This window comes from Aliinostoc maniaoense (genome assembly GCF_058172895.1).
The window spans coordinates 5,258,100-5,270,675 of the sequence record NZ_CP187952.1; the positions used below are offsets into that span (position 1 = coordinate 5,258,100).

General features: G+C 43.2%; 15 protein-coding genes. 4 read left to right on the forward strand and 11 right to left on the reverse strand.

All coding sequences use genetic code 11. The annotated features are described in order from the left end of the window. The first annotated feature begins 455 nt into the window (after positions 1 to 455). The 3 genes from ACPZ3T_RS22840 (at position 456) to ACPZ3T_RS22850 (ending at position 2,404) form a co-directional block, all read left to right on the forward strand. A complete protein-coding gene (locus ACPZ3T_RS22840; protein WP_490277337.1) occupies positions 456 to 614 on the forward strand; it encodes a DUF8639 family protein in 159 nt (52 codons plus the stop codon). 274 nt (positions 615 to 888) lie between these two features. Continuing rightward, positions 889 to 1,848 (forward strand): orange carotenoid protein N-terminal domain-containing protein, encoded by a 960-nt coding sequence (locus ACPZ3T_RS22845; protein WP_490271745.1) that lies wholly within the window; start codon positions 889 to 891, stop codon positions 1,846 to 1,848. 229 nt (positions 1,849 to 2,077) lie between these two features. Then, positions 2,078 to 2,404, forward strand: coding sequence for a hypothetical protein (locus ACPZ3T_RS22850; protein WP_490271746.1), 327 nt, complete (start codon positions 2,078 to 2,080; stop codon positions 2,402 to 2,404). Here ACPZ3T_RS22850 and ACPZ3T_RS22855 read toward each other — a convergent pair whose 3' ends face one another. The 10 genes from ACPZ3T_RS22855 to ACPZ3T_RS22900 form a co-directional block, all read right to left on the reverse strand. Next, on the reverse strand, positions 2,405 to 3,313 hold the full coding sequence (locus tag ACPZ3T_RS22855; protein ID WP_490271747.1) for a HEAT repeat domain-containing protein: 909 nt from the start codon (positions 3,311 to 3,313) through the stop codon (positions 2,405 to 2,407). It abuts the gene before it with no gap. Positions 3,314 to 3,347: 34 nt separating this feature from the next. Further along, entirely contained in the window at positions 3,348 to 3,587 is a 240-nt protein-coding gene (locus ACPZ3T_RS22860; RefSeq protein ID WP_490271748.1) for a DUF8630 family protein, read from the reverse strand. Positions 3,588 to 3,993: 406 nt separating this feature from the next. Continuing rightward, positions 3,994 to 4,815, reverse strand: a complete 822-nt coding sequence (gene cpcF / locus ACPZ3T_RS22865) for a C-phycocyanin alpha-cysteine-84 phycocyanobilin lyase subunit CpcF (protein ID WP_490271749.1) — start codon at positions 4,813 to 4,815, stop codon at positions 3,994 to 3,996. A gap of 80 nt (positions 4,816 to 4,895) precedes the next feature. Further along, positions 4,896 to 5,726 (reverse strand): C-phycocyanin alpha-cysteine-84 phycocyanobilin lyase subunit CpcE, encoded by an 831-nt coding sequence (cpcE, locus tag ACPZ3T_RS22870; RefSeq protein ID WP_490271750.1) that lies wholly within the window; start codon positions 5,724 to 5,726, stop codon positions 4,896 to 4,898. 220 nt (positions 5,727 to 5,946) lie between these two features. Next, positions 5,947 to 6,435, reverse strand: a complete 489-nt coding sequence (gene cpcA / locus ACPZ3T_RS22875; protein WP_490271751.1) for a C-phycocyanin subunit alpha — start codon at positions 6,433 to 6,435, stop codon at positions 5,947 to 5,949. A 98-nt stretch (positions 6,436 to 6,533) separates the two neighbouring features. After that, positions 6,534 to 7,052 carry a C-phycocyanin subunit beta gene (gene cpcB, locus ACPZ3T_RS22880; RefSeq protein ID WP_490271752.1) on the reverse strand — a complete coding sequence of 173 codons (519 nt, stop codon included), beginning with the start codon at positions 7,050 to 7,052 and terminating at the stop codon, positions 6,534 to 6,536. A 591-nt stretch (positions 7,053 to 7,643) separates the two neighbouring features. Next, the gene (locus tag ACPZ3T_RS22885) at positions 7,644 to 8,390 is read right to left on the reverse strand and encodes a phycoerythrobilin:ferredoxin oxidoreductase (RefSeq protein WP_490277338.1); all 747 of its coding nucleotides are present in this window, start codon (positions 8,388 to 8,390) and stop codon (positions 7,644 to 7,646) included. Positions 8,391 to 8,686: 296 nt separating this feature from the next. Further along, positions 8,687 to 9,421 carry a 15,16-dihydrobiliverdin:ferredoxin oxidoreductase gene (locus ACPZ3T_RS22890; RefSeq protein ID WP_490271753.1) on the reverse strand — a complete coding sequence of 245 codons (735 nt, stop codon included), beginning with the start codon at positions 9,419 to 9,421 and terminating at the stop codon, positions 8,687 to 8,689. A 499-nt stretch (positions 9,422 to 9,920) separates the two neighbouring features. After that, positions 9,921 to 10,490 carry a Uma2 family endonuclease gene (locus ACPZ3T_RS22895; RefSeq protein WP_490271754.1) on the reverse strand — a complete coding sequence of 190 codons (570 nt, stop codon included), beginning with the start codon at positions 10,488 to 10,490 and terminating at the stop codon, positions 9,921 to 9,923. Positions 10,491 to 10,750: 260 nt separating this feature from the next. Further along, positions 10,751 to 11,338 carry a phycobiliprotein lyase gene (locus ACPZ3T_RS22900; protein WP_490271755.1) on the reverse strand — a complete coding sequence of 196 codons (588 nt, stop codon included), beginning with the start codon at positions 11,336 to 11,338 and terminating at the stop codon, positions 10,751 to 10,753. Between the two features lie 84 nt (positions 11,339 to 11,422). Between ACPZ3T_RS22900 and ACPZ3T_RS22905 the strand changes: the two genes are divergently transcribed. Further along, a complete protein-coding gene (locus tag ACPZ3T_RS22905; RefSeq protein WP_490271756.1) occupies positions 11,423 to 12,229 on the forward strand; it encodes a pentapeptide repeat-containing protein in 807 nt (268 codons plus the stop codon). A gap of 13 nt (positions 12,230 to 12,242) precedes the next feature. Here the strand turns inward: ACPZ3T_RS22905 and ACPZ3T_RS22910 are convergent, their stop codons facing one another. After that, positions 12,243 to 12,452 (reverse strand): hypothetical protein, encoded by a 210-nt coding sequence (locus ACPZ3T_RS22910; RefSeq protein WP_490271757.1) that lies wholly within the window; start codon positions 12,450 to 12,452, stop codon positions 12,243 to 12,245. Positions 12,453 to 12,576 lie beyond the last annotated feature (124 nt).

The following is a 12,576-nucleotide window of genomic DNA, read 5'->3' on the forward strand; positions in this document are numbered from 1 at the left end:
TACCGATTATTTGTCTGTTCTGCACTACAACAACCAAGTATATTCATCACAAAACGCCAAGCTTTAATGAAAGCTTCGCGCCCCTACCGAAGTTCTGAGCGGAGGCTTCCTCCGCTCAGACTTCTCTGTGCGTTTTCCTGCGCGCTCCTTTGCGTTAAATCAATGATGTTAGGTTTCCTTGCGTCAACCCAACCTTGTATATTGAGGGAAGTAGTAGCGATAATCACATCAGCCGTTTTACGAATATTAATGCCACATTTTCCGAGACTTCTATAGTTATCAGTACTCTTGAAAGCAAGATTAATACCTGCGATCGCTCTTTAACTCATTATCAACCGAGAGCGATCGCTTATTTTTTTGAGTGTAAGTGCTTCTATTCCTTTCATGAGATGTTCACACCCCAGTTGTTATGAGATCATTGTAAAGATAAACTACAAAAAACTTTCTTGACTCTGATAATGGTGAACTTGCAAACCGACACAGACAAACCACAAGCAGACACTAGTACAAATACCACACCAGAAGCAGAAAAAATTCTCTGTCCTCATTGTCAGCGCACGGCTACAAACGGTATTAAATGCAAGGGTATTTGTGTAGCTGACAGTGACTATTAAGGACAATATCATCAAGGTTGCTGATCGAATCTACCGCCATTATGGGCTGATCTCAACACCAATAAATTTCCCATTTTCAAAAATGAGGGGATACTTTTTCATTTGCAAATCCTTGATTTGTAGGACTTTTATAGCTATTTCTGTCAGAACAGCTACAAAAATACATTAATTTTCTTTACTTTTTGTTACAAATGGTAAATAATATGAAGAAAGCTGTAAACGCTTGTTAAGCGTTGAGCTTGATGTGTGTTAAACCCATAGAGAAGGTACACCTATGCCATTTACCATCGATTCAGCTCGTGGCATCTTCCCCGAAACGCTTGCTGCCGACTTAGTTCCAGCTACCATTGCTCGCTTCGGTCAACTCAGTGCTGAAGATCAGCTAGCTCTGATCTGGTTTGCTTATCTAGAAATGGGTAAAACAATTACCATTGCTGCACCAGGCGCAGCAAACATGGTATTTGCGGAAGGAACATTGAATCAGTTCAAGCAAATGTCTTTCCGGGAACAAACTCAGGCAATGTGCGACTTAGCAAACCGTGCTGACACACCTATTTGTCGTGCCTATGGAACTTGGTCTGCTAATATCAAGCTTGGTTTTTGGTATCAGCTGGGACAGTGGATGGAACAAGGTATTGTAGCTCCAATTCCAGAAGGTTATCGCCTATCAGCAAATGCGGCAGCAGTTCTACAAACTATTCGAGGTTTAGAGTCTGGACAGCAAATTACCGTGCTGCGTAATTCTGTAGTGGATATGGGGTTTGATCCCAATAAGTTGGGTACCTACACCAAGGTAAGTGAACCTGTTGCGCCTCCCAAAGAAATGGCTGAACGGATTCCAGTTGCTATTGAAGGTGTGGATAATCCCACTATCCTCAGTTACATGAATAACTTAAATGCCAATGACTTTGATGCGTTGATAGAGTTATTCACTCCCGATGGTGCATTGCAACCTCCCTTTCAAAAACCCATTGCTGGTAAAGATGCCGTCTATCGCTTTCTCAGAGAAGATTGTCAAAACCTGAAGTTAATGCCAGAGCGGGGTGTTTCTGAACCCGCAGAAGATGGTTACACTCAAATTAAAGTCACAGGTAAAGTGCAAACTCCTTGGTTCGGTGCTGGTGTGGGCATGAACATGGCCTGGAGATTCTTGCTCACTCCTGATAATAAAATCTTTTTCGTAGCGATCGACTTACTCGCATCTCCAAAAGAATTGCTTAATCTGGTTCGTTAGTACGGGAGTAATTCTCCTTTGGTACTGACCTAGAAACCGGGGTGATAGGATGAGAATATTAATGGAAGGCATAGTCCTACACCCCTAATACTGTTTAATATGCGGTGTAAGGGAATACACTATATACAATCAGGGCATGGCGTTGCTTTACCCTGAATCTTCCATATCAAATTTGTAGTTAATATAAGTAAAAATACTCTTGTCAAAAAGAGTATTTTGAGATGGTAGCATGAAGGTAAACGAAGTTAGTTGGTCTGATTTAGAACAAGAAGTTGCTCAAACTGCTTTTCAGAAAGCATACGACCGAGAAATCAATGCTCTGATTGAGGAGGTTCGTAATAATGCGGATAAGGTTTGCAAGTTAGAAGATATCTGGAGTTTGCACAACTTTCTTAGTGCCAAAAGGCACGAGATTGATGGCAAGTATGACTACAACTATTCAGTTCTCGTATTTGTGTTTGCAACTCTGGTAAAACAGGGATGGTTACATTTGGATGAACTTAAGGGACTTGATAAGGAGAAGATTGCTAAGATTGGCTCTCTTTCCCGGATGTAGCTACCAGTCATCTTCTGATTGGCGTTCAATTTGGGCGATCGCTAGTTTAGCTAGAATTTTTACTACTTCTTGCGGATCATTCAGCAGAGTTTGTAAGGGTTCTAGGGCAGTGCGATCGCCAATTTTACCCAAAGAATTAATAGCAGCTTTTCTGACATCTAAATCGCTATCTTGCAGTGCCAAAATTAAATGGGGAACAGAGGCAGGATAATTAACTTGTCCCAATGCTGACGCTGCTTCTGTGCGGATCAATGCTTCTGGGTCAGTTAAAGATGAAATCAACAGGTTACAAGACTTTTCATCTGATTGTTCTTGGGCTACATGACCAATTGCCCCAATCACGGCACAGCGCACATCTAAGGAAGAGGCATTTAATGCTTTGTAAAGGTAGTCTGCTGCTTCTGAGCCGATAAATGCTAACGCCCAGGCTGCATGACCTTTAATATCTTCAGAGTGTTCGTTGGATGCCAGGATGTCTAACAATGCTGGTACTGCTGCTTCTCCTGTTCTAGCTAATGCTCCAGCAGATGAACTTCTAACAACTGTATCTTCATCATGGAGAAAAGCATGGAGTAAGTCTGGTACAGCTTTAGGATCAGAAATGATCGTGAGTGTTTTAGCAGCCGCCCGACGTACCACTACATTAGCATGATTACCTAAAGCTGCCACTAGAAACGGGGTTGCAGGTTCACCAATTTCTCCCAAGGTTTCAGCAAACCGCAATCTTACCAATCCCCTTGGATCTCCCAATCCCTCCACTAGTCTTTTGAGGGTGTTGTGATCTGTAGCATCAAAGGTTTCTAGGGTAATCTGTTCATTCACCCTCTGAACCAATTGATCATTTTCAGCTTGAATTTGCAGGATGGGATCATCCACGGCTGGAGTTTCAAAGTTGAGGGATTGACTCATGACAAATATTCTATCACCTGAATTTTTTAATGATCTATTTGCTACTTGTAAGGGTAGCCTGTTGCTGGCGGAGTGCTTCTAGTGTGCCGTCAATCTGCTCTAGTTGAGGTTGTAGACTGGCAAGTGCTTGTGCCTTCATGATTTTGGCTCGTTGTGCCATTGATAAGGTATCGTTCACCAGCCTTTCCCGATATTGTTCCAATTCAGCGATCGCTGCGGTAAGTTCTTCAAAGATGCTTTGATTGTTTGAGGTATTTTCTGGTGTATCAGTCATGTCGCTTCGCTCCAAATTCAAAATTCAAAATTTAAAATTTAAATCCCTATAAATAAATTTAGGTGCTTGTACCATCAAGAAGTAATTGGTCATATTAGTTGCTATCTGTTAATACTCATTACTTATAGTGATTCCCAGTTAAGTGAGGTACAGATAATATTTTGAAACGCAAAGGGGCGCAAAGTAAAGCGCAGAGGTACGCAAAGATTTGTAGGTCAGTAGACTAGGAAACGCTATATTACTTGTTACTCATTACTTATTACTTATTACTCATTACTCATTACTCATTACTCATTACTCATTACTCATTACTCATTACTTATTACTCATTACTCATTACTCATTACTCATTACTTATTACTCATTTATTAGTGATGTCCTCACTACCTCAGCAGAGTAAAGGAAATCACTCGTCGGTTTTTTGATCAATAGCTACTACTAATTCTCGATAGCGACGCGGATCGCCTTCTGGGAATACTAAACGCTCCTGCCCTTTGCGTCCATATAAGCCCTCCATAATTTTTTGCCAGTCCATAGAGGACAAGGGTGAGGGTTGTTCTTCTATGGTGGGAGTCTTGAGGGTAACAGTTTCGGCTTGGAGGTGCTGCTGTGCCATCCACACCCGCGCCCTTACTGCCCAACTTTGATCATTGAGAGCCATTTGCTCAAATTGCGCCTGAATTTGCGATCGCCAATCTGGATAAGTCACAGCCACTGCATTGGCGAGTGACTCTAACCCAACTACAGCAGAATAGCGTACTACCCATTCTTCATCTTCCTGAGCGACGAATAGCAGCGCGTCCATTGCTTCGGCTTGGGCTATTTCCAAAAGATCATCAGGAAACCAGTGCCACTTCATCATTCCTAGGCCTCTAGCGGCCGCCCGTCGAACGCTGAGGGCAAAGTCAGCTGTGGCTGCTCCCAATAAGGTTAATAATCCTCTAGGATCACCAATTCCGGCTAAGGCTCGGATTGTCCAGGCTCTGGCAGTGTAATTATGCTGATCCAGTAGCTCTAAAAGAGAGGGTACTGCTGGTTCTCCAAGTTGAATTAAACCATCTACAGCTGCTACTGCTGCGCCTGGGTTGTTATAGCTCAGAGCTGCTATTAAGGTGGGAATAGCTCCTTGGTGACAGGCCGCCGCTAAGTTCTGTACAGCTTCTAGTAACAGTGTAGAAGAATCTGCCTCTTCTACAGCCCGAATGAGGGAGGACAGGTTTTCAGACATGGGAGGGGAGGGAGTGGTGATTTCTTCCTTGTTTATTTTAAGCTTAAAACCCCAATTTATTGAGATGGGGAAGTGCAATGCTACAACAATTCATCCATCAATTTCATGACTTGGATTGCCCCTGGGGATAAGTTGGGGGGTGTAGTTTCTAGGATTTGTTTTTCGAGTAAACCCTTGAGTGCGATTAGCTTGAGACTGTTTTCGGCTAATGTCTCAGCGATCGCTTCGGCGGCTGGTAAATATCCAATTGCTCCCAAATCTGATAAAACTGTGCGACGTAGCTGCAAGTCTTCCTGAGCTAGTCCTTGTACGAGGCGATCGCCATACTCACTTGTGGTTTGATTTGGTTGAGAGGTGAGCTGATACATTGCCCTGGCTGCGGCGTACTGAATCCGAGGTACGAAGTGATCAAGAAATGGTTCAATCAGGGGAATGGCATCAATTGCCCCCAATGTTCCCAAGGCTTCTAAAATCGCATCGAAGGGTTGGGTAAGTTGGGGTGGTTCTGGTGCTGGTTGTGTGCCGACAATTTGATTATTCAGTAAGTCGATCAGCCTCGGAATACACGATGTGTCTCCTAACATTTCCAGGGATTGGGCTGCGGCTTCTCGAACATAGAAATCTGTGCATTCTAGTGAGCGAATCAATGCGGGAACTGCCCGTTTGTCTCCTAATTTCCCCAAGGCTCTGGCTGCATTCCGGCGTAGGGGATAGCCACCGGCATGGGTGCGATCGTCGTCGTCTTCTAGTGCAGCAATTAATACATCAATAGCTTCTGGGACATCCACTCGAAATCGCCCTAACCACCAAGCGGCATACACGCGCAATCCCAAATCTTCGCCTTGCAGATTGGCGATCGCCTGCTCTACAGTTAATTGGTTATCATCCCGGATACTAGATTCGTTTTCCATAGGGCATCTGAAAAATCCCAAATACTCTTGTGAAGCAGCAACCTACAAAATTCCAAATTTAATTGGTCAATCAATTTTAGATTTTGGATTTTGGATTTTAGATTTTAAATTCAAGGTTGAGCGAGGCCGAAACCTTGACCAGAAAAAACAATACCCGGAGTTGTAAACAATCACTAACTTCTGTCAGTCATTGCTTACCCCTCCGGGTCGAATCATCTGACTAGCTTAATGCGTTAATAGCGTAGTCGATGTAGGAGTTAGCTTCAACAGCAGGATCTCCGCTCAATCCGTGGTTAGCTTTGATGTACTTGAGAGCTTCAACGTACCAGCTAGGAGACAAATCAAAGGTGCGGTTGATTTCAGCAATACCACTGATCAAGTAATCATCCATTGGGCCTGTACCACCTACAACTAAGCAGTAAGTAACCATACGGAGGTAGTAGCCGATGTCACGAACGCACTTGTCTTTGCCTGTTTGAGTAGAAGCAAAGTTAGCTCCAGAGGTGCTGGTGGTGTAGGGGTATTTGCTGTATACAGCGTTAGCAGCACCAGAAGCTAGGCTAGAAGCTTTTTCGCTTAATGCTTTTGCAGCTTGTAAGCTTGCTTGAGCTTGGCGAAAACGACCAAAAGCGGTTTGAATTTCGGTGGAGCTGAGGAAGCGTCCTTGAGAATCAGCAGCAGCTACTGCTTCGGTTAAAGGGGTTTTCATGTCGGATTTTCTCCCAATAATTCTTGTTTGATGAAATGGCTTTTTAGCAATCGGTATCAGCTATCTCAGGCTGATTAAAAAAGTCGATGCAGGCTGTGTTATGAAACAGCAGCAGCAGCTTTATCAAAGTAGCTAGCTACTTCAGACATGAGGCTAGCACAGTCGCCTCTGGTGATGTTGTTGGTGTCACCAGCAATAGCTAGAGCAGCATCTTTCATCTTTTGAACGCCGACTGCTACAGAAGCACCGGGAGTTCCTAAAGCCAAGTATGTTTCTCTTAGACCGTTGAGGCAGCGATCATCTAAAACGCTTGCGTCGCCAGCAAAGATAGCATAGGTGATGTAGCGTAAGATGATTTCCATATCGCGCAGACAAGCAGCCATACGACGGCTAGTGTAAGCGTTGCCACCAGGAGCAATCAATTGGGGCTGTTCTGCAAACAGAGAACGAGCTGCATTAGCCACAATTGTGGAGGAATTGCCGGTAATGCGGTTTACAACGTCCATGCGTTTGTTGCCGTCAGCAACGATAGCACTCAGGGCATCCAGTTGAGAAGAAGTTAGGTATTCACCCCGTGCATCAGCCTGGGAAACAACCTTTGCAAATGCGTCGAACATAAACTCAATCTCCTAATGTGTTTAAGTTGCGTGCGGACAATGAGGTCAAAACAAAATTCGGTTAGTTTAGGCTAAACAATGCCTGCACGCCGAAAAATTATAGAACAGTGACCTGCGAGATGCGTTCCTTCCTTCCAACCAGGAAGCTGGGAAACTTTTACAGTTCTTAAACAATCCAAGAACCTGACTCATCAGGCAACCAAACAAGTTGCACCTGTTTTGTCTATATTTTTGTTTATACTATGTCGTTGGATCGTTATTTATTACAAATTATCAACAACTTTTTACAATCTCGCAAAAACTTCGCCTGTAGAGCATCGTCTTGAAGATGCAAAGGCAGATTTTGTATACTTCTCGCGCAACAGTCAGTTTTATCTTCAAGGGTTTACATTCCAGAAAAATATTAACAGGATTGTAAAGAAGTATTACAAATCATGATTTTTGCTCACATCTAGATGAGGGAATGGGGAATGGGGGGCAGGGGGCAGGGGGCAGGGAGTAGGGAGTAGGGAGACAAGGGAGACAAGGGAGAGTAAAACTATTCAATTTTGAATTTTGAATTTTGAATTTTGAATTTTGAATTTTGAATTTTTAACTGGTTGCAGCTAGTTTCCGTTCTAGGTCGAATAAGAAGCCGTGGATATATTCTTCTGTCCATTCAGTACCGTAAAAACGGGTGAACATTCCCCGTGCGGGGTCTTTTTCTGCTCGGTAGTGGAGATAGCGCAGTTGTGCCTGTTGAATTTCTGCCTGTTTTCGGGAGTCGGTTACGGGTTGTGCTTGGTCAACAAAATCTAGATACGCCTGAAGATAGTCTTTAAAGGCTGCAAACACATGGGTTTCTACTACCTGAGTTTCTTGAGGTCTTGTCCAGAGAAAGGCGGGGGAGAAAAAGGGTTGGGCTTCTTCAGGAAAGTCACCTCCCCAGGGTAAGTGTTGCTGATATGCCTGAAAAATTGGCAGGATGGGTTGAGTATATTTTTTCTGGTATTCTGGATCATCACGAAATAAAGGCTGCATATCCAGAGCGATTAAGTGTCCTCCTGGTAAGGTAACTAAATCTGCGCCAAAAAAGGGTAGATCGTAGTTAAGGTGAGGAAAAATTACAAAATTTAACACTTGTAAGGAGTTACCCCCCTGTACATGGGCGGCTCGGATTTGTCTGAGTTTAGGAGATTGATAGGCGTGGCTGGTGGTTAACACTTCTTCTTGATGTTTACCTTTGCCGATGATTGCTTGTTTAGATTCAAACCCGACGGGAATCGGGTAAGGTTGTAAGTCTAGGCGTTCGTGTAAAAGGGCGATCGCATAATCTAAAAAGGGCTGATAAAGAGTCACGTCGCTTTGCTCCAATTCAAAATTCAAAATTCAAAATTAAATACCCCACGGATAAATCAGGGGGCTTGAATTAATCATGTTGTTTTAGTAGGGTGCGTCAGTTGGAATAAATTTTGCTTAACATTAATTTTTCTCAAACTGACGCACCTTGCCAACCCGTCAAGTTGGAGTAATTTATTTTCTGGTGTTACCGGGTGAAAGAAATTTTGTGTGGGATTTCTAGCTAAGTATCCAAAAAATTACCCTCCACACTCCCCACACCTTTTTTCGCTCACCCGGTGTTACCTAAGTTGAAATTATTTTTTACTTACCTGAGTTGCTAATGGTAAAGCGTCTTCAAACAAAAATTCATGCAAAAACCGCTCTGACCATTCATGTCCAAAATAGCTACTAAATAGGCCGGAGGCTGGGTCACGTTCAGCACTATATTGGTCGTAATCTTTTTGAGCTTTGACGATTCGTTGAATGTCTGATTGATCAGTTAAGGGTTGAGCTTGTGCAAGCATCTGCCAGTACAAGTTCAAATAATCTTTGAAGGCTTCAAATACTCGTGTTTTCACTGTTTCAGCATCAGTTTTGGCGAATAGCAGGTATTTGGAGAAGTATTGGTTAGCGTCATAAAATTTCATTTCCAAGTCTTGCGCCAAGTCTGGATACTTCTGATGCAACTTCTGTAATGGGTGGATGTATTTTTTTAGGTAAGCTTCATCTTGAAATAGAGGCTGGAAATCCATCACAATCAGATGTTTGATCTGGCCGAAGGACAGAAAGTCGATACCGAGTAAGGGTAAATCGTAGTGATGACTGGGATAAATAACACTATTGAGAATCTGTGCGCTTGCCCCTGCATCAATGTAGGTGTAGCGAATTTTGCGATACTCAGGACATTGATAGCACCAGCTTTGAATTGTAGCGGGATTTCTACCGCGATCGCTTACTTGATACTCTAGTCCTGGGGGAATTGGGCGACTCTGCAATTGAAACCTTTCAAACAGGGATTGTTCGAGATGCTCAAGGAAGCACTTATACATATTCTATAAATATTTAGATAACGCCTGAAATCTCAGCTATGTGACTTATTAAACTAAGCGTCTCCGTAGCTTGTAGCCTGGAGAGTTTCAAAGTCTCATTTGCCTTAATCTCTGAGAATAGGGGATTTATCAACCAGCCGTCTCAAATAAGTTAAACAAAGTAAAGATCCTTAACGTAATTGCTAAATTTTAGTTGGCGATCGCCCTCTAGGCAATTACATCTCATGTAAATCAGATCCCTGGGAGCGGGTGTAGGGGAAGAATTGAGCAACCTTCAGATGAAGATAAGTATAACGGTGTAAATAATTCAAGGTTGGTAGTGTACCCCTGCGGGGAAGCAAGCTACGCGCAGCGTCTCGTTCGCTGTAAGCGTCTCGTAGAGAAGAGAGGACTTTAGTCCTCAACTAAGGACTGAAGTCCTTACTACAAAACGAATTTCCCAATTTTTACATTCCTTAATATAGTTTGGTTTTTTCGCACCGACTTACTTATAAGCTAGTTACAAAGTCACCTTTAACCAGCCAAAAATATCATTTAGTGTCAAATTTAACCCTTCACAAAAATCTGGCACTGGTAAAACAGTATCAATTTCTTCAAAAGCTAAAGGTTGTTTGCCCACAGGATAAGCAGCAATAAATCGCTCATCAGGATCAATTAACCAACCCATTTGAGTGCCGTGGTTGAGAGCGTGTAGAATTTTTTTGGTAATTTTTGTATGGCTTTGTTCTGGAGAAAGAATTTCGATTATCCAGTCTGGTGCTAGCGTAAACGTATTGGCAATATCACCATTTTCATCTACAGGAATCCTAGCCCAAGAGAAAACAGCCACATCAGGAACTATGGAACGTCCCCCAAAAGTACAACGTAATTCTGGAAAAGCCCAACCCATTTTTTTGACCTTGATCACAGAATTGATTGTGGGACAAAGTTCTCCTTGAATCGTGCTATGTTTTCCTTGAGGCATGGGCTTGGGAATAACTTGACCGTCGATATACTCTAAGCTTGGTTGAGTTTCTGGGAGTGAGAGAAACTCTTCTAGGGTCACTAGGTGATTTGGTGCTTGTACCATTGTTCTCCTATGTGCAACTGGTCGAAATTCGTTTCACATACATCTACGACCCTAACGTATTTTGGTCATTGCGTTCGTGTAGCATCTCAGAGATGATTTATAAAAATAAAGCTTAAATTGCAGGGGGCGTTAAAGCAACGCGTAACGCACCATAATACGGTGCGTTACGGCAATTTATACTGTCGCTCATACTCAAATCATCACACTGCCGTAACACACCCTACTTAACCCAAACTCAGGTTAAATTAAGTTGGCATCCGTCAAGACGATGCCCTTGATAAATTGTGTTGCACCATTGCGGCTAAACTCGCCTCTGTTAAACAACGTCGCTCGGAACAGTAAGTCATTAAATACACACCATTCATCATCCGCACTGTGCTAACGCGGACGCGGAAATCATCGGTCATAAACCAACAACGCTCCTGTCCTTGGTTGCTCTCATATTCGGTATCTATAGTTAAAATACCGTCTTTACCAAACCAGTAACGGCTAACAACAGGAATTTTTTCCACATATCCTTGGTTGCGTAGAAGTTTCCCGGATGTACCCGTTTCATCATCTGGGACATCAATTAACACAGCTGCCTGCTCAGGATTGGGTGCTTGATCATCGTCGTGTGCTTGCCACATAAAGCTAGCTCCACCCTTAGCCTTGAGAGGATCAATACCTTGCTGCTCACAAATTGATTTTACCCGTGGGTCATCCAATGTAATCACACCTACATAGAGTTTAGATTCTCCTGACTGATCAGCCACCGTATTAAAGTGATGTACCGTGCGCTGGGTAAACCAGACTCCTTCACTCTTACGAAAGAAGTCCATCATCGTTATCGGTGGTACAAACGCCATAGATGATCCTCAAACAAAAACGAATTACAAATTGATAAATTTGTCACGGTAGAATACCTCTAAATAATCTCACGATTTCAACCCATGATCAGCAAGGAGACTCTCAAGACATCCCAAGAGGTTTTGGCTGTCCTGAAGGCAGGATTGTCTCTATCTCAGCAAGATTTATACCAATTTAATTTCAGTGGTCTGGATCTACAAAAAGCCAATTTCAGCCAAGCCACTCTGATTCGAGCTAATCTCAGTCAAGCTAATCTGACTAAAGCGGATCTGAGTGCAGCTGATTTACGAGGTGCGGATCTGAGCCAAGCTATTTTGCAAAATGCGAATTTACAGACAGCGTGTTTGTATAGAGCGGATCTGAGTGGTGCAGATTTGCAGGGAGCTATATTAACGGACACTAAGCTGCTAGGAGCAAGATATGATAGCCAAACCCTGTTTCCAGAAGGCTTTGCTTATAAATCTTCTGGAGCAATTGGCCCAAATGCTAATTTGAACGGAGCGCAGCTGAATACGGCTAACTTGCGGAATGCAGATTTACAAGGTGCAAGTTTGTTGGGGGCATATTTAGGAGGTGCTGATCTGACTGGTGCGAATCTCCAGGGGGCGCGTTTAACTCAAGCAGATTTGCGGATGGCATGGTTAGCGGGGGCATATTTACGTAATACCCGGTTGAATGGTGCAAACTTGGCTGGTGCAGATTTGCGCGCAGCAGATATGACCGGCGTTGACTTCGAGCAGATGGAAAGCATTGCCGGAGCAGATTTTAGTTATGTACAGGGGCTGAGTGAGGAAATGCGATCGCGCCTGCTGAGTCATCCTGCACAACAGCTAGATACACCTCATGCTCTGACTCGTCGCACCACTCGCGCCAGCTTGGAAAGTATATAACTATATATCTATGCTATTCAGATTTAGTGGCTGTCCAATCTTTTTTGAGTAATGCTAGAAAGGTCGCAATCCCTTTAGAAAATCCTTGGGGATCTGGTAGAACATACTGCGGAAACTCTTCATACGGCCGCCACTGCTCCGATGAATTATGGCGTAGGTACAAGACGCGATCGTCCCCTTCCAGTTTCCAGAGCATTTGACCGCCGGTGGGAATTTCAGCCATGTTTTTCTCCTTTCGTAAAAACGAAAAATACTCAGTCAGCTTTGACGCTGGGGAATTACACTGCCGAGTTTTAGATTTTGGATTTTGGATTGAATCTAAAATCTAAAATCTAAAATAGTCTAGA

Coding starts and splice junctions, on each gene's coding strand:
- ACPZ3T_RS22900 (WP_490271755.1), bottom strand. CDS start 11,338: ATGGCGTTTGTACCACCGATAACGATGATGGACTTCTTTCGTAAGAGT.
- cpcE (WP_490271750.1), bottom strand. CDS start 5,726: ATGGAAAACGAATCTAGTATCCGGGATGATAACCAATTAACTGTAGAG.
- ACPZ3T_RS22845 (WP_490271745.1), top strand. CDS start 889: ATGCCATTTACCATCGATTCAGCTCGTGGCATCTTCCCCGAAACGCTT.
- ACPZ3T_RS22890 (WP_490271753.1), bottom strand. CDS start 9,421: ATGTATAAGTGCTTCCTTGAGCATCTCGAACAATCCCTGTTTGAAAGG.
- ACPZ3T_RS22850 (WP_490271746.1), top strand. CDS start 2,078: ATGAAGGTAAACGAAGTTAGTTGGTCTGATTTAGAACAAGAAGTTGCT.
- ACPZ3T_RS22895 (WP_490271754.1), bottom strand. CDS start 10,490: ATGGTACAAGCACCAAATCACCTAGTGACCCTAGAAGAGTTTCTCTCA.
- ACPZ3T_RS22910 (WP_490271757.1), bottom strand. CDS start 12,452: ATGGCTGAAATTCCCACCGGCGGTCAAATGCTCTGGAAACTGGAAGGG.
- cpcA (WP_490271751.1), bottom strand. CDS start 6,435: ATGAAAACCCCTTTAACCGAAGCAGTAGCTGCTGCTGATTCTCAAGGA.
- cpcF (WP_490271749.1), bottom strand. CDS start 4,815: ATGTCTGAAAACCTGTCCTCCCTCATTCGGGCTGTAGAAGAGGCAGAT.
- ACPZ3T_RS22860 (WP_490271748.1), bottom strand. CDS start 3,587: ATGACTGATACACCAGAAAATACCTCAAACAATCAAAGCATCTTTGAA.
- ACPZ3T_RS22855 (WP_490271747.1), bottom strand. CDS start 3,313: ATGAGTCAATCCCTCAACTTTGAAACTCCAGCCGTGGATGATCCCATC.
- ACPZ3T_RS22905 (WP_490271756.1), top strand. CDS start 11,423: ATGATCAGCAAGGAGACTCTCAAGACATCCCAAGAGGTTTTGGCTGTC.
- cpcB (WP_490271752.1), bottom strand. CDS start 7,052: ATGTTCGACGCATTTGCAAAGGTTGTTTCCCAGGCTGATGCACGGGGT.